Source organism: Priestia sp. JV24 (genome assembly GCF_025910025.1).
GTDB classification, from domain to species: domain Bacteria; phylum Bacillota; class Bacilli; order Bacillales; family Bacillaceae_H; genus Priestia; species Priestia megaterium.
Genome location: NZ_JAPCIN010000001.1, coordinates 1 through 15,630 on the forward strand (window position 1 = coordinate 1; position 15,630 = coordinate 15,630).

The 15,630-nt window shown below is 37.6% G+C and carries 16 protein-coding genes, 1 tRNA gene, 1 other RNA gene and 1 other annotated feature; of the genes, 13 read left to right on the plus strand and 5 right to left on the minus strand.

Features of this window, described 5'->3' with window-relative positions; genetic code table 11:
* Positions 1–86: 86 nt before the first annotated feature.
* Positions 87–1,052, minus strand: a complete 966-nt coding sequence (locus OK414_RS00005) for a YaaC family protein (RefSeq protein WP_034648173.1) — start codon at positions 1,050–1,052, stop codon at positions 87–89.
* 116 nt (positions 1,053–1,168) lie between these two features.
* Here OK414_RS00005 and guaB point away from each other — a divergent pair, with 116 nt between their 5' ends.
* The 6 genes from guaB (at position 1,169) to OK414_RS00035 (ending at position 7,630) form a co-directional block, all read left to right on the plus strand.
* A complete protein-coding gene (gene guaB / locus OK414_RS00010; protein WP_013081319.1) occupies positions 1,169–2,635 on the plus strand; it encodes an IMP dehydrogenase in 1,467 nt (488 codons plus the stop codon).
* Positions 2,636–2,784: 149 nt separating this feature from the next.
* Positions 2,785–4,140 carry a serine hydrolase gene (locus OK414_RS00015; protein ID WP_034648171.1) on the plus strand — a complete coding sequence of 452 codons (1,356 nt, stop codon included), beginning with the start codon at positions 2,785–2,787 and terminating at the stop codon, positions 4,138–4,140.
* A 189-nt stretch (positions 4,141–4,329) separates the two neighbouring features.
* Positions 4,330–5,217, plus strand: coding sequence for a pyridoxal 5'-phosphate synthase lyase subunit PdxS (gene pdxS / locus OK414_RS00020; protein ID WP_013054829.1), 888 nt, complete (start codon positions 4,330–4,332; stop codon positions 5,215–5,217).
* A 21-nt stretch (positions 5,218–5,238) separates the two neighbouring features.
* On the plus strand, positions 5,239–5,826 hold the full coding sequence (pdxT, locus tag OK414_RS00025) for a pyridoxal 5'-phosphate synthase glutaminase subunit PdxT (protein WP_016762689.1): 588 nt from the start codon (positions 5,239–5,241) through the stop codon (positions 5,824–5,826).
* 57 nt (positions 5,827–5,883) lie between these two features.
* Positions 5,884–6,096: a binding site (T-box leader), on the plus strand.
* Between the two features lie 52 nt (positions 6,097–6,148).
* Positions 6,149–7,426 (plus strand): serine--tRNA ligase, encoded by a 1,278-nt coding sequence (serS, locus tag OK414_RS00030; protein ID WP_016762690.1) that lies wholly within the window; start codon positions 6,149–6,151, stop codon positions 7,424–7,426.
* Between the two features lie 111 nt (positions 7,427–7,537).
* Positions 7,538–7,630, plus strand: a tRNA-Ser gene (locus OK414_RS00035).
* Positions 7,631–7,750: 120 nt separating this feature from the next.
* Here OK414_RS00035 and OK414_RS00040 read toward each other — a convergent pair.
* From OK414_RS00040 to OK414_RS00055, 4 genes are all read right to left on the minus strand, one after another.
* Positions 7,751–8,431: a deoxynucleoside kinase gene (locus OK414_RS00040; protein ID WP_013054832.1), complete on the minus strand. Its 681-nt coding sequence runs from the start codon at positions 8,429–8,431 to the stop codon at positions 7,751–7,753.
* Positions 8,431–9,066 (minus strand): deoxynucleoside kinase, encoded by a 636-nt coding sequence (locus OK414_RS00045; RefSeq protein ID WP_013081322.1) that lies wholly within the window; start codon positions 9,064–9,066, stop codon positions 8,431–8,433. Before OK414_RS00045 ends, OK414_RS00040 begins: the two co-directional genes overlap by 1 nt.
* Before the next feature lie 143 nt (positions 9,067–9,209).
* Positions 9,210–10,511 (minus strand): glycoside hydrolase family 18 protein, encoded by a 1,302-nt coding sequence (locus OK414_RS00050; RefSeq protein ID WP_013081323.1) that lies wholly within the window; start codon positions 10,509–10,511, stop codon positions 9,210–9,212.
* A gap of 56 nt (positions 10,512–10,567) precedes the next feature.
* On the minus strand, positions 10,568–11,110 hold the full coding sequence (locus tag OK414_RS00055) for an isochorismatase family cysteine hydrolase (protein ID WP_016762693.1): 543 nt from the start codon (positions 11,108–11,110) through the stop codon (positions 10,568–10,570).
* Between the two features lie 79 nt (positions 11,111–11,189).
* On the opposite strand from OK414_RS00055, the gene tadA reads away from it, so the two are divergent.
* The 7 genes from tadA to OK414_RS00090 all read left to right on the plus strand — a co-directional run bounded on the left by tadA (position 11,190) and on the right by OK414_RS00090 (position 15,423).
* Positions 11,190–11,660 carry a tRNA adenosine(34) deaminase TadA gene (gene tadA / locus OK414_RS00060; protein WP_080743114.1) on the plus strand — a complete coding sequence of 157 codons (471 nt, stop codon included), beginning with the start codon at positions 11,190–11,192 and terminating at the stop codon, positions 11,658–11,660.
* Between the two features lie 102 nt (positions 11,661–11,762).
* Positions 11,763–12,027, plus strand: an RNA gene (gene ffs, locus OK414_RS00065) — signal recognition particle sRNA large type.
* A 130-nt stretch (positions 12,028–12,157) separates the two neighbouring features.
* Positions 12,158–13,846, plus strand: coding sequence for a DNA polymerase III subunit gamma/tau (dnaX, locus tag OK414_RS00070; protein ID WP_016762695.1), 1,689 nt, complete (start codon positions 12,158–12,160; stop codon positions 13,844–13,846).
* Between the two features lie 19 nt (positions 13,847–13,865).
* Positions 13,866–14,186: a YbaB/EbfC family nucleoid-associated protein gene (locus OK414_RS00075; protein ID WP_013081327.1), complete on the plus strand. Its 321-nt coding sequence runs from the start codon at positions 13,866–13,868 to the stop codon at positions 14,184–14,186.
* A gap of 15 nt (positions 14,187–14,201) precedes the next feature.
* A complete protein-coding gene (gene recR, locus OK414_RS00080; RefSeq protein ID WP_013054839.1) occupies positions 14,202–14,798 on the plus strand; it encodes a recombination mediator RecR in 597 nt (198 codons plus the stop codon).
* Positions 14,799–14,812: 14 nt separating this feature from the next.
* Positions 14,813–15,037: a YaaL family protein gene (locus OK414_RS00085; protein ID WP_013054840.1), complete on the plus strand. Its 225-nt coding sequence runs from the start codon at positions 14,813–14,815 to the stop codon at positions 15,035–15,037.
* A gap of 116 nt (positions 15,038–15,153) precedes the next feature.
* Positions 15,154–15,423: a pro-sigmaK processing inhibitor BofA family protein gene (locus OK414_RS00090; protein WP_013081328.1), complete on the plus strand. Its 270-nt coding sequence runs from the start codon at positions 15,154–15,156 to the stop codon at positions 15,421–15,423.
* Positions 15,424–15,630 lie beyond the last annotated feature (207 nt).

Consider the following 15,630-nt stretch of genomic DNA (forward strand, 5'->3'; position numbering starts at 1 on the left):
AGCTCTTTAGCGCCAATGGTAGTTGGGACTTTGTCCCTGTGAGAGTAGGACGTTGCCAGGCACTTGAAAAAGACTAGCTATTTTAGCTAGTCTTTTTTTGTATGTTCATTTAAGTAACAAGAAATTAAGTAAGGAATCTTTTGAGCCGTAACTTCAAGGAACCTCAAGATAAATGGGTAATCTTTCGAAGAGTATGTATGCAATAATTCATACCACCACTCTGTTTCATAACGTGAAATCATACTTAAATTATAAAGTAATAAGTAATGTGCCAACATCTCAGGGAAATATAAGCAGCTATCTTTTTCCAAAGGTGCATGCAGCGTGTTATTTTGGAAATTGTACATAAAAGGTGAACAATTATATAAACAGCTTGAAGGATCAAGAATACATACCTGATCTTCTGACAGAGACAATGATAGGTGGGAACGCTCTTTTAAAAAAGAGTAGAGCCTTTCGTGATTCATATGATAACACCGTGTAACTTGTTCAGGAATAGACAAAGAGGTAGCTGGAAGCGACCCAATAGTTGTTAAATGGGAAAATGATCCAGTTCCTAAATTTAAAAATAATGTATCTAATTCCGGTACGCACGACAACAGATAATTCATTGTATATTTACTACCTTCCAGTTGTTTCACATGAAACAATTCTTCTCCTACTTGTGAAAACAAACCGCTTTTTTGGATCTTAACTTCATCATCTAAAAAATCATAACTTTGTTTTTTTCTTTTTCGTGTTGATACTCCATGTGCTAACACCGCTGTATTTTCTGGATATACTGGGTTTTGCGTTAACAAACAGGCTTTTAACAGCTGTGACATTCCATAAAATAATAAAACTGGTTGAACTGATACAGGAGATTGTGCCGCAACTTGATAATAATTTTTACTGTGTTCCAGATAATAAATAAAGGGGTAACTGTTTTTAAAGCTATGTTGCTCTGCATCGCTATAATTCAATTTTTGATAGCGCTTTTTTAAAAAGTCTTGTACAAAAGGAACGGAGAAAAATAAATTGTAGGACGTCCAAACATCATTAAATTTATGCAATTAAATCACCTTTTCTTTTTATTAGAATTATCTGATATCTAGTGAAGTTATTGACAGGTACATATCTGCTTGTTAATCTACTAATAATATTCTGTCGTTTAAAGGAGGATTCTATAATGTGGGAAAGCAAATTTTCTAAAGAAGGCTTAACATTTGATGACGTTTTACTGGTGCCAGCAAAATCTGAGGTACTACCTAAAGACGTTGATATGAGTGTTGAACTAACAAAAACATTAAAATTAAAGGTGCCGTTCATCAGTGCAGGAATGGATACAGTTACAGAAGCTGAAATGGCTATTGCGATGGCTAGACAAGGTGGTTTAGGTATCATTCACAAAAACATGTCGATTGAACAGCAAGCAGAACAAGTTGATAAAGTAAAACGTTCTGAAAGTGGTGTTATCACGGATCCTTTCTTTTTAACTCCTGAAAACCAAGTATTTGCTGCTGAACATTTAATGGGCAAATACCGTATCTCAGGTGTGCCGATTGTCAACAACGAAGAAGAACAAAAACTAGTTGGAATCCTTACAAACCGCGACTTGCGTTTTATCCAAGATTATTCAATGCAAATTGCTGATGTAATGACAAAAGAAGAATTGGTTACTGCCCCAGTAGGAACGACTTTAGAAGAAGCAGAGAAAATTCTACAGCAATACAAAATTGAAAAGTTACCTCTTGTAGATGACAATGGCGTATTAAAAGGCCTTATCACAATTAAAGACATTGAAAAAGTAATTGAGTTTCCAAATGCAGCTAAAGATCAACAAGGTCGATTATTAGTTGGAGCAGCTGTTGGCGTAACAGCTGATTCAAACGTTCGTATCGAAAAATTAGTACAAGCTGGCGTTGATGTTATCGTTATTGATACAGCGCATGGACATTCACAAGGCGTTTTAGATACGGTAAGCAGCATTCGCGAGGCATATCCAGAGTTAAATATTATTGCTGGTAACGTAGCAACTGCTGAAGGTACAAAAGCATTAATTGAAGCAGGAGCAAACGTAGTAAAAGTAGGAATTGGACCTGGTTCAATTTGTACAACTCGTGTTGTAGCTGGTGTAGGCGTTCCACAAATTACAGCAGTATATGACTGTGCAACTGAAGCTCGTAAGCACGGTGTAGCTATTATCGCAGATGGCGGTATTAAATACTCTGGAGATATTGTAAAAGCACTTGCGGCTGGTGGACATACAGTAATGCTAGGAAGCCTTCTAGCAGGGACGACAGAAAGTCCTGGAGAAACAGAAATCTACCAGGGTAGACGCTTTAAAGTGTACCGTGGAATGGGCTCTGTAGGAGCTATGGAAAAAGGAAGTAAAGATCGATACTTCCAAGAAGATAATAAAAAATTAGTCCCAGAAGGTATCGAAGGACGTTTGCCTTACAAAGGACCTGTAGCAGATACTTTATATCAAATGATTGGCGGTTTACGCGCAGGAATGGGTTACTGTGGTTCAGCTAACTTAGAAGCGTTACGTGAACAGGCACAATTCATTCGTATGACTGGAGCAGGTTTAAGAGAAAGCCACCCACATGATGTACAAATCACAAAAGAATCTCCTAACTATTCTATGAGATAATCATGAATGCTAAAAAACACGTTTCCCTATTAGGGAAACGTGTTTTTTAAGTCATGGATCATGAATGTAACAGTACTTCTTTATCTATTTTTTTAAATTTTAATATGATAAAATTACATTTATGTGAGTTTACGTTTGGAGGGTATAGAGTGAGAAACGCAGTACAGAAACAATTAATTTGTGTCATTGCTGTTATGTTAATGGCCAGCGTATTTTTTGTCTCTACACAAGCATCAGCTGCTCCTAAAACAGATGATATTGGCGTTGAAGCAGATGCAGCGATCTTAGTAGAGGCAAGTACGGGGAAAGTATTATACGGGAAAAATGCGGATGCTTTATTAGGTATTGCAAGCATGACAAAAATGATGACGGAATACCTAGTATTAGAATCCATAAAAGATAAGAAATTATCTTGGGATCAACGTGTGCCAGTTAGTAAATATGCAGCTAAAATTTCTCAGGATTATGGATTATCGAATGTACCGTTAATTGAAAACCAAAAATACACGGTGAAAGAATTATATGATGCCATGGCTATTTACTCAGCTAATGGAGCTGCAATTGCTTTAGCTGAAGCTGTCAGTGATTCTGAAGAAAACTTTATTAAGTTAATGAACGAAACGGCAAAAAGATTAAATATGGGTGAATCAAAATTTGTCAATTCTACAGGTCTTTCTAATTCTCTGTTAAAAGGAATGTATCCAAAAGGAACGAAGAAAGAAGATGAGAACCTTCTATCGGCTCGGGCAGTTGCTACCCTTGCTTATCACTTAATTCATGATTATCCAGAATCTTTGGAAGTAGCTAAAACTCCTTCTAAGATGTTTAGACAAGGGCAACAAGGCGAAACAAAAATGAACAATTGGAATAAGATGCTCCCAGGTTTTTCAGCTGCCTACAGCGGCGTAGACGGTTTAAAAACTGGCCATACAGATTTTGCAGGTCAATGTTTCACTGGGACTGCAGAGCGTAACGGGGTAAGATACATAACAGTTGTAATGAATGCTAAGGAAAACGGCAAGTCTACGGAAGCTGCTCGTTTTTCCCAAACAAAAAAGATATTGGATTATGCTTTTAGTCATTTTCAGTTAAAAGAAGTAGTGCCTGCTAACGGCGAGATTAAAGGGCATGAAACAATTGATGTTGCTAAAGGAAAATCAAAAGAAGCTTCCGTTTCTCCAAAGAATTCGGTAAAAATTATTACCAAAAAAGGTCAAAAAGATCATACTAAAATCAACTTTAAGTTAAACGATAAAGTTATGAACGATCAAAAAGTTGTTGCTCCTATTAAAAAAGGAGAAACAGTTGCTTATGTGAGTGCAACAAACAGCAATCTTAAAGATTTAGGCTATGTAGGAGGTCAAACTACAGATAGCATGACGCCGGTTATGACAAACGAATCTGTTGAAAAAGCTGGATGGTTCTCTCTCGCTATCCGCAGTATTGGCAACTTCTTCAGCGATATTTGGATGAATGCTGCAAATACAGTGAATAACTGGTTTTAATGATAACTCAAGAGAAAGAAGAGATACTACAAGAGAGTATCTCTTTTTTTTATTTTAGATTTGTTTGTATATAATCTATAAATTAGATAGGAATTTTCCGAAAAATGCGGTAAAATAGACACTAAGTTTTGAATTTTGTATATACACTAAAAATTATTGTGAAACACTTGATACAGGAGGAAGACAAACATGAATAACATTACAGGTACTGATCGTGTAAAACGGGGAATGGCGGAAATGCAAAAAGGTGGCGTTATCATGGACGTGATCAATGCAGAGCAAGCAAAAATTGCAGAAGCAGCAGGCGCTGTTGCCGTTATGGCATTAGAGCGTGTTCCAGCTGATATCCGTGCAGCAGGCGGCGTGTCTCGTATGGCAGACCCAACAATTGTTGAAGAAGTGATGAATGCTGTGTCCATTCCAGTTATGGCAAAAGCTCGTATTGGCCATATTGTTGAAGCACGCGTGCTAGAAGCGATGGGTGTAGACTACATCGATGAAAGTGAAGTGTTGACTCCAGCTGATGAGGAGTTTCATTTAAATAAAAATACATTTACGGTTCCATTTGTGTGCGGTTGCCGTGATCTTGGCGAAGCATCTCGTCGTATTGCTGAAGGAGCTGCAATGCTTCGTACAAAGGGCGAACCAGGGACAGGGAACATCGTGGAAGCAGTACGTCATATGCGTCAAGTAAACGCTCAAGTACGTAAAGTTGTGGGCATGGACGAAGATGAGTTAATGACAGAAGCAAAACTATTAGGCGCACCTTATGAGTTATTACTGCAAATTAAACGTGAAGGTCGTTTACCAGTTGTAAACTTTGCAGCAGGCGGTGTAGCAACACCAGCAGATGCAGCGTTAATGATGCAGCTTGGAGCAGACGGCGTGTTCGTTGGATCAGGAATCTTTAAATCAGACAACCCTGAAAAGTTTGCACGTGCAATCGTGGAAGCAACAACACATTATCAAGACTATGAACTGATTGCAAACTTATCAAAAGGGTTAGGAAGTGCAATGAAAGGGATTGAAATTTCATCATTATTACCAGAAAACCGCATGCAAGAGCGTGGATGGTAATTTAAAGGGAGTTTTGACAAAATGGTAAAAGTAGGCGTGTTAGGATTACAAGGTGCCTTTCGCGAGCATGCACAAGCATTAGAAGCAGCAGGCGCTGAAGCCATTATCATAAAAAAAGTTGAACAGCTAAACGAAATAGATGGTTTAATCCTACCGGGCGGGGAAAGCACAGCGATGCGTCGTCTGATTGACAAATATGACTTTATGGAACCTCTTCGCCAGTTTGCACAAGCAGGTAAACCGGTATTTGGTACGTGTGCGGGTTTAATTTTACTCGCAGGACAAGTCGTTGACCGTGAAGAGCCCCATTTAGGTGTTATGGATATTACGGTAGCTCGAAACTCGTTTGGGCGTCAACGGGATAGCTTTGAAGCTGCCTTAAATATTAAAGATATCGGTGAAGGTTTTATAGGCGTATTTATCCGTGCTCCGCATATTGTAGAAGTAGGAGAAAACGTTGAAGTCTTAGCTATGCATAACGACCGAATCGTTGCGGCAAGACAAGGTCAATTCTTGGGATGTTCGTTTCATCCAGAATTGACAGATGATGCCCGCATGGCGCAGTATTTTGTAGCAATGGTTGAAGAAGCTTCAAAAAAACCTGTATAAATGAATTGCATCTTGTAAAGACTTGTAGTACATTATGATTAATAAAAATGATATTGGTATAAAGCGTTGATAGGAAATAGTAATAAGATTTTTGATTTCAAGAGAGTCGATGGCTGGTGTGAATCGATAATCAATTCTTATGAATCCGTCCTGGAGCAAGCTGTCGAAAAAGTAGTAGGCAGTTTCGGTTCATCCGTTATCTGGTTTAAGAGGAAGGCTTATTTTAGCTTTCAATTAGGGTGGCAACGCGGGTAAACTCTCGTCCCTTTCATGGGGATGAGAGTTTTTATTTTGCCCTTTTATACTAAAGGAGGTACTAAGTATGTTAGATTTAAAATTTTTACGTGCTAATTTTAATGAAGTAAAAGAAAAGCTCAAGTTTCGTGGTGAGGACTTAACGGACTTAGGTCGCTTTGAAGATTTAGATGCAAAACGCCGTGAGCTAATTGCTCAAACAGAAGAGTTAAAAAGCAAGCGAAATGAAGTATCACAGCAAATTGCACAATTGAAGCGTGAAAAACAAGATGCTGATCATTTAATCGTTGAAATGCGTGAAGTAGGAGATCGCGTAAAGCAATTGGATGAAGAGCTTCGCAGCGTTGAAGAAGAATTAGAACTATTGCTGCTTTCAATTCCTAACGTTCCACATGAAAGTACGCCTGTAGGTGAAACTGAAGATGATAACGTAGAAGTTCGCAAATGGGGAGAAATTAAACAATTTGATTTTGAACCAAAACCGCATTGGGATTTAGGAACAGATTTAAATATTTTAGATTTTGAAAGAGCTTCGAAAGTAACGGGAAGCCGCTTTGTCTTTTATAAAGGGTTAGGTGCAAGATTAGAACGCGCTCTTATTAACTTTATGATGGATTTACATATGGATGAGCATGGTTATGAAGAAATCCTTCCTCCATATATGGTGAATCGCACAAGCATGACAGGAACAGGGCAGCTTCCTAAATTTGAAGAAGATGCATTCAAGATTAAAGAAGAAGATTATTTCTTAATTCCTACAGCTGAAGTACCAGTTACAAATTTACATCGTGATGAAATTTTAAGCGGAGATCAGCTTCCAATTGCTTATACAGCGTATAGTGCTTGCTTCCGCTCTGAAGCAGGCTCTGCAGGAAGAGATACACGTGGTCTTATTCGTCAGCATCAGTTTAATAAAGTAGAACTCGTTCGCTTTGTTAAGCCAGAAGATTCTTATGATGAATTAGAAAAATTAACGGGCCATGCTGAAAAGGTTCTTCAACTATTAGGTTTACCTTACCGAGTTCTAAGCATGTGTACAGCTGACTTAGGTTTCACAGCAGCCAAAAAGTATGATATTGAAGTTTGGATTCCAAGTTATGAAACGTATCGTGAAATTTCTTCTTGTTCAAACTTTGAAAGCTTCCAAGCTCGTCGTGCTAATATTCGCTTCCGCCGTGATACAAAAGCAAAACCAGAACATGTTCATACACTAAACGGTTCTGGCTTAGCAATTGGCCGTACGGTAGCTGCAATTTTAGAAAACTACCAGCAGGAAGATGGATCAATTCAAATTCCAGAAGTGCTGCGTCCATATATGGGAAATAAAGAATTTATCTCTAAATAAAAGTAGAAGATGTTCATTAAGAATTAATTCTTAATGAACATCTTTTTTAAAAAAATCAATAAAAGGGTTGACTTCATTATTTGTATATGATAAATTAATACTTGTCGATACGGAGGAATACCCAAGTCCGGCTGAAGGGATCGGTCTTGAAAACCGACAGGGGTGTTAAAGCCCGCGGGGGTTCGAATCCCTCTTCCTCCGCCATATTTGACTTATAATGCAATTAACATAGCGCGATAAATTGGAGATTGGAAAACCGTTACTTATAAGTAACGGTTTTTTATTTGTTAAAAATGCCGCTTTATCTATTAAAGCGGCATTTTTTTATAGATGACGACGTTTTAGCTTTTCATTATGTTGTAAAAAGCGAGCCACTTTTTCAACAATTGATTCAATTGAATCCGGATCCTTGATAAGGTCGTATTCTCTAATATCTAAACGAAGAATAGGGCAAGCCGTAAAGTTATTAATCCAGTCTTCGTATCGGGCGTGCATCTCTTTCCAATAATCAAGAGGCGTTTGCTGTTCCATTGGTCGCCCTCTTTCTTGAATGCGATCTACAATATCTTCGAAGCTGCCTTCCAAATAAATGAGCAGATCCGGATGAGGAAAATACGGAGTCATAACCATTGCATCGAACAAGCTTGTATATGTTTCATAGTCTACTTTAGACATCGTTCCTTTTTCAAAATGCATCTTAGCAAAGATACCGGTATCTTCGTAAATGGATCTGTCTTGGATGAAGCCGCCGCCATACTCGAAAATTTTCTTTTGTTCTTTAAAGCGTTCCGCTAGAAAATATACCTGTAGGTGGAAGCTCCAACGTTCAAAATCTCCATAAAATTTGTCCAGGTAAGGGTTGGAATCTACTTTTTCAAACGATGTGCGAAATTGGAGAGCATCAGCCAATGATTGAGTCATTGTAGATTTCCCAACTCCAACTGTACCCGCTATCGTCAACACAGCATCATTAGGAATGTTGTATTTCGATCGTAAGTTTACCATTACATACTCCTTTTTAACATACTTTCTTGAACCTCTGATAAGATTCTATTTAAGTGTTGTTTATTTTGTACAAAATCTATTTCATCACCGTCATAACGTAAAATGGTTACATCAGGATTATTTTGTTCAAACGCCGACATAGCCTTTTCATAATCATCACTTAGCCTCGCAAGGTAGTGAGGATCGATGTTTCGTTCAATTTCTCTTCCGCGCATTTTAATCCGCTTTAACAAGGTATCTAAACTGGCATTTAAATAAATAATAATGTTCGGAGCTGGCATATCAGCCGTTAAGATGTGGAAGATTTGTACATATTTTTTATACTGTTCATCTTTTAACGTTTGCTCAGCAAAAATCATGTTTTTCATAATATGATAATCTGCTACAACAGGTTTTTTATAAGATAAGAACCCTTTTTGAATATCCTCCAACTGCTTATATCGATTACATAGAAAAAACATTTCGGTTTGAAAACTCCACTCGTTGATATTTTCATAAAATTTCCCGAGAAATGGATTTTCATCTACGATTTCTTTTAAAATTTCGAATTGAAATGCTTGTGCAATCTCTTTAGCTAGAGAGGTTTTTCCGACACCGATGGGTCCTTCTACTGAAATAAAAGGTGTGCCTTGCATTCATTTGCCTCCTTCATGACCACTCGTTCAAAAAAAACAGACAAAAAATATTTTAACATAGAGAAGGAGAATAAGGGGAAAAGAAATTTCTTTCAGTAAGAAGAATAACAAAAAGCCTACTGTTCACAGTAAGCTTTCCCTATTTATGGTTGTGTCACTCTTTTTGTAATTTTGAAGTTGTCTTCAATCAAGAGCCAGTTTTGCGGGAAATCTAAGCCTAGTTTCCAGTAGGCCATTCCTCTAAGTTTTAATTCTTTGATTAAATCAAACTTGGCCTGAATAGACCTAGCGTCTTCAAACCATACTTCGTGGGTGCGCTGCTGTTCATCTTTATACCGGAAGAAAGGAGCTTGTGCTTTATTGTCGTATTGAATCGCTACTTTATAGCGAGCTGCCAACTCAATAGCTCGTTGAGGACTAATGGCCTTGGCATATTCTCCTCCTGGTTTGTAAGGAAGTGTCCAATCGTAACCGTATAGGTTTTGACCCATGATAATTTTTGAACTAGGTATTTCAGATACTGCATATTCTAAAACATCACGTACGGGACCAATAGGAGAGACGGCCATAGGAGGCCCACCGCTATATCCCCATTCGTATGTCATCGGAACAACGAAGTTAGCAATCTCTCCAATGGCTTTATAATCATGTGCTTCATACCATTTGCCTTTTTGATCTCGACTTGTTTTCGGAGCTAAAGCGACAGACATAAGAAGTTGCTCATCTTGAAGACGCTTTTTTGCTTTCTGTAAAAATGCAATATAGGCTTCTTTATCTGCCGGACGCAAAAATTCGAAGTCAAAGTGAATGTCTCTGAAATTTTGTTCTTTCGCTGTTTTTACAATATTATTTAAAAGCGTATCTTGAACGTCTTTATTAGTTAAAATTGCTCGGCCGACTTCGTCACTGAATGCGCCGTTTTCAATATTAGCCAATACCATTAAGAAAATGACGTCATTTTCTTTAGCAATAGAACCTAGATTGTTAAGTGGAGGCGCCTTTAGAGAACCGTCTTTTTGCACTTCAAAGTTCGCCGGCCCGAGATAAGTAAGGTATTTTGCATTTTGATTAATCATTTTCTCTGTTTGAGGAGTGATTTTTCGATTGCTTGTTTCAACATACCCTAAAAACTCACCGTTTCTTTTGTTGGGGGAAGGAGGAATTAAGATGCGGCGGCCAGGGGTTAAGGGTGCTGTAACTGAAACATTGTTCGCATTGGCAATAGCCTGATAGCTAACGCCTAATTTTCTTCCTATCTTCCATATAGTGTCCCCGGCTTTTACTGTGTAGTAAGTACCGTTGATTGGAATAACCATAGATTGCCCGATGACGAGTTGATTTGGATTAGGTAATTCATTTGCTCTTATAATTTTCCCTGCGTCAATGCGGAACTGTTTTGCAATACTATATATACTGTCACCTGCTTTAACAGTGTAAATTTGCATAATAAAAAGCCTCCATTTCATATGACTTACTTCCATCATATGAGAAGGCTTTTTACTTAATTCATCAACTCGGTATGTTTGCAAATATGAGCATTTAATACATTATGCATCATTCTCAAAGCAAAGGTATTGTCTTCATCTGCGTTTGAAGCAATACAATCTTCAGGTACAATTAAGTTATACTCACGCATATAAGCATCGTTAGCTGAAAAAAGCACGCATATATTTCCCGCAATTCCTGTTAAAATAAGTGTATGAACATCGAGCTGTGATAGCAAAATATTTAAAGCTGTTCCATAGAAGATAGAATGCTTTGGTTTAATTAAAAAGTAATCAGCGTTTTGTGGTGAAATGTGATGTAGAACGGGTGAGCTTATCTCATTTGTGCAGTGTGTTAAAATGGTTTCTAAGTTTGCTTGCCATAGCTTATAGTGGTCATTGACATAAATGATAGGGATATGTTGAGACGAGGCATATTGTTTTAATTTGGAAATATTTTGAGCAATTGTTAAAGATTTTTCAGCAAGTATTTTGCCGTTTTTAAATTGAAAATCGTTTAGCATATCAATAATAATTAAAGCAGTTTTAGCGTTCTTCACACAAGGTCTCTCCTTTTCCTGATGTACATAGTAAATAGTTTGACTCAGAAAAAATATAATATGTAAGGTTGGATAAAAAGTGTTAAATGATGAAAAGTATATGAGGTTGGCAATTGATGAAGCATTAAAAGCCAAAGATAAATTAGAGGTTCCCATTGGAGCAGTTATTGTTCAAAATGATGAGGTGGTTGCTTCAGCTTATAACTTACGAGAAACAGAACAGCGATCAGTTGCTCATGCGGAACTTTTAGCAATTGATGAAGCATGTAAGAAACTAAGAACATGGAGATTGGAAGACGCTACATTATATGTCACCTTAGAACCATGTCCGATGTGTGCAGGTGCTATTGTATTATCAAGAGTGAAAAGAGTTGTGTTTGGCGCTTATGATCCTAAAGGTGGCTGCGCGGGAACATTGTTAAATTTATTAGAGTTTGAAAAGTTTAATCATCAAGCAGAAGTAGTAGGAGGTATGCTAGAAAAAGAATGCGGGAGCCTCTTAACGACCTTTTTTCGTGAGTTGCGTCAACGAAAAAAGTCTGGAAAATAGCGCTAAAAAAGTAAGTTTTCTATAGCGGTTGCATTTTTGAATGAAAAGACGTATACTTGTAAATGCATCAACTTGATGCCCAAACTATTGGTTTCAACTTTGCCGTGCTAAGCGGGGAGGTAGCGGTGCCCTGTACTCGCAATCCGCTCTAGCGAGGCCGAATTCCTTCTTGAGGTTAGCTCATCTTAGGGCCTGCCTTAAGTAAGTGGTGTTGACGTTTGGGTCCTATGCAATGGGAATCTGTGAACCCTGTCAGGTCCGGAAGGAAGCAGCAGTAAGCAGAACCTCTCATGTGCCATGGGGTCGCCTGAACCGAGCTAACTGCTTAAGTAACGCCTGGGGTGGCTAATCGACGGAAGGTGCACGGCAGTTATATACATAAGTTTAGTCTACTCTGTTGGAGTAGGCTTTTTATTTTATCTCTCACTATTTTGAAAAAAAACCTCATAATACGCTATAATGATAACTAATGAATTATATTAAAAGGAGAGGATGTAGTGGCATATCAGGCTCTGTACCGTGTATACCGTCCTCAAAGCTTTAACGACGTAGTCGGTCAACAACATATTATCAAAACACTTCAAAATGCCCTTGTCCAAGAGAAATTTTCGCATGCGTATTTATTTTCTGGGCCTCGAGGGACAGGAAAGACAACAGCTGCTAAAATTTTAGCGAAAGCCGTTAACTGTGAAAAAGCACCCATTGCTGAACCCTGTAATGAATGTGCAACTTGTCGGGGAATTACTGATGGTTCCATTTCTGATGTAATTGAAATTGATGCAGCTTCTAATAATGGAGTCGATGAAATTCGAGATATCCGTGATAAAGTAAAATATGCACCTAGTGCTGTTCGATACAAAGTGTATATTATTGATGAGGTTCATATGCTTTCAATTGGAGCTTTTAACGCTTTGTTAAAAACGTTAGAAGAACCTCCTGCACATGTTATCTTTATTTTAGCTACAACAGAGCCGCATAAAATTCCATTAACGATTATCTCTAGATGTCAGCGCTTTGATTTCAAACGCATTTCGCCAGAAGATATCGTATATCGAATGAAGGAAGTATTAGGTTCTGAAGAGCTAGAAGTAAGCGAGGATGCTCTTTACGAAATTGCGAAAGCTTCAGAAGGCGGCATGCGTGATGCACTTAGTCTTTTAGACCAATCTATCTCGTATAGTACGGATAAGGTGAGCTTGGAGGATGTTCTATCCATAACAGGAGCAGTATCACAGTCTTTTATTGTGAAGATCGTCCAAGCTATCTTTAATAAAAACATCGTAGAAGCGCTAGACTCTGTTGAAAGTTTGATTAAAAACGGAAAAGATCCAGCGAGGTTTGTAGAGGACCTCATCTTCTATTATCGTGATGTTCTGCTTTATCAAGCTTCTGAAGAAAATGCATATTTACTTGAAAAAGCAGCGGTTAACGAAGAGTTTAAAGAACTCAGTTCAAAAATGGATAGTGCTTTTATTTATAAAGTCATTGCTGAATTGAACCAAACTCAGCAAGAGATGAAATGGAGTAATCATCCTCGAGTGCTACTTGAAGTAGCTTTAGTAAAATTAGCTCAAAGTTCTACAAATCAAGAGAGTGCTCTTCCCTATCAAGACATTTTGCAAAAAATGAATCAAATGGAAGCAGAACTGCAGCAGTTAAAAGAAAAAGGCATTCAAGTTGATCATACAGCTCAGGCAGTGCAAACAGAGAAAAAACAGACAAGACAGTCCAGAAGTCAGTACAAGACGCCTGTTGGGAAGGTAAATGAAGTTCTAAAAAATGCCACTCGGCAGAATTTAGAAACAATTAAGCGATCTTGGGCGCAGGTGTTGGACACATTGAAACAACAAAATAAAGCTTCACATGCAGCGTTGTTATCTAACAGTGAACCGGTTGCGTCTTCAGATCAATCATTTATACTTAAATTCAAATATGAAATTCATTGCAAAATGGCTTCTGAAAATAACAACAATGTACGTGATAATTTAGAGAATATCTTATATACTTTAATTGGCAGCAAGCGTGAAATGGTTGCAATTCCAGAAAGCGAATGGGATAAAGTAAGAGAAGAGTTTCTTCAAGGACAGCAAAGTGATGGGTCATCCGGTCAACCACAGGAGGAAGACCCTGTGGTTGCAGAAGCGAAAAAGCTATTTGGAGAAGACTTAATCGAAATTCAAGAGTAAATTTAGGAGGAATGTTCATATGATGAAAGGCATGGGCAATATGCAAAAAATGATGAAACAAATGCAAAAAATGCAAAAAGATATGCAAAAAGCGCAGGAAGAGTTAGCTGAAAAAACTGTTGAAGGTACAGCTGGCGGCGGAATGGTAACAGTTGTAGTTAACGGTCAGAAACAAGTAATTGATGTAAATATTAAAGAGGATGTAGTAGATCCTGAAGATATTGAAATGCTACAAGATTTAGTACTAGCAGCAACAAATGACGCATTAAAACAAATGGACGATTTAACAAATAACACAATGGGTCAATTTACAAAAGGTTTAAATATTCCAGGACTTTAATAAGGTGGTTGCCACGTGCATTATCCAGAACCAATATCAAAGCTTATAGATAGTTTTATGAAGTTACCCGGCATTGGTCCAAAAACAGCTGTTCGCTTAGCGTTCTTTGTTTTATCTATGAAAGAAGATACAGTATTAGATTTTGCAAAAGCATTAGTCAATGCAAAGCGAAATTTAACCTATTGTTCAGTTTGCGGACATATCACAGATCAAGATCCTTGTTACATTTGTCAAGATCAGCGCAGAGAGCGAAATGTGGTATGTGTCGTGCAAGACCCTAAGGATGTCATTGCAATGGAGAAAATGAAAGAATATAACGGCTTGTATCATGTCCTGCATGGCGCAATTTCACCTATGGAAGGAATAGGGCCTGAAGATATCAAAGTACCAGAGTTATTAAAAAGACTTCAAGATGATGAGATTCAAGAAGTGATTTTAGCCACTAACCCGAATATAGAGGGCGAAGCTACGGCTATGTATATCTCTAGGCTCTTAAAGCCGACAGGAATTAAAATTACTAGAATTGCTCATGGGTTACCCGTTGGAGGAGATCTTGAGTACGCAGATGAAGTAACATTATCTAAAGCACTAGAAGGTAGAAGAGAAGTATAACGAGGTACTTGCATATGTTTTTTAAAAGAAAAGGTTGGTTACGCAAAGAGTACGATGATGAATTTGTGAAGACTTTTATGCAAGTAAAGCAGGAATGGAGTCACAAAACTTCAATGGTAGAAAGAAGTGTAGATCCTTCAGAAGAGGTAATGGTAGATATTCGATTAGCCAAAATGAAGTATCTTTTTCTATTAAAAGAAGCCAAGCATCGAAATATTTCAATTAACAGGATGTCATAGAGGCATCCTGTTTTGTTGTCTTTATAAAATAAAGATTTCCCTCCGGGAAGTAGTGCTTTTTTTGAATGCTTGGACATACATATAAGATAACTTATCTGCTTTAAGAAGGAGGCAACATGCTAAATCATCCCATTGTAGTTGTGTCTTTTTTAATAGGGCTAATCATTCTACTCTTAGTAACAGGTGGTGTTGAAAAAATGCTTCGAGTCATTGGAAATTTATCGATCAAGCTTATTATTGGCGTTCTGCTGCTTTTCTTTATTAACATCTTTGGCGTACAGTTTGGTATTCATATCCCTATTAATTTCCCCACAGCCATTGTTTCAGCTATTTTAGGTATTCCAGGCATAGCTGCCTTACTTGTTATTAATAATTTCATATTATAATTTGGAGGAATATCCAAAATAAAAGTTTTCTGGAATCTTTTCGAGAAAACTTTTATTTTTTTTGAAAAAGTTGTTGACCAACAAGTTAACAGATGTTATATTTATATACGTCGCTAAGACAACAACAAAAAATAACTCGAAAATAACTTAATGAAAAAAGTTGTTGACAAGTTATTCTTGAGGTGGTAAGATAAGAAAGTCGCCTTG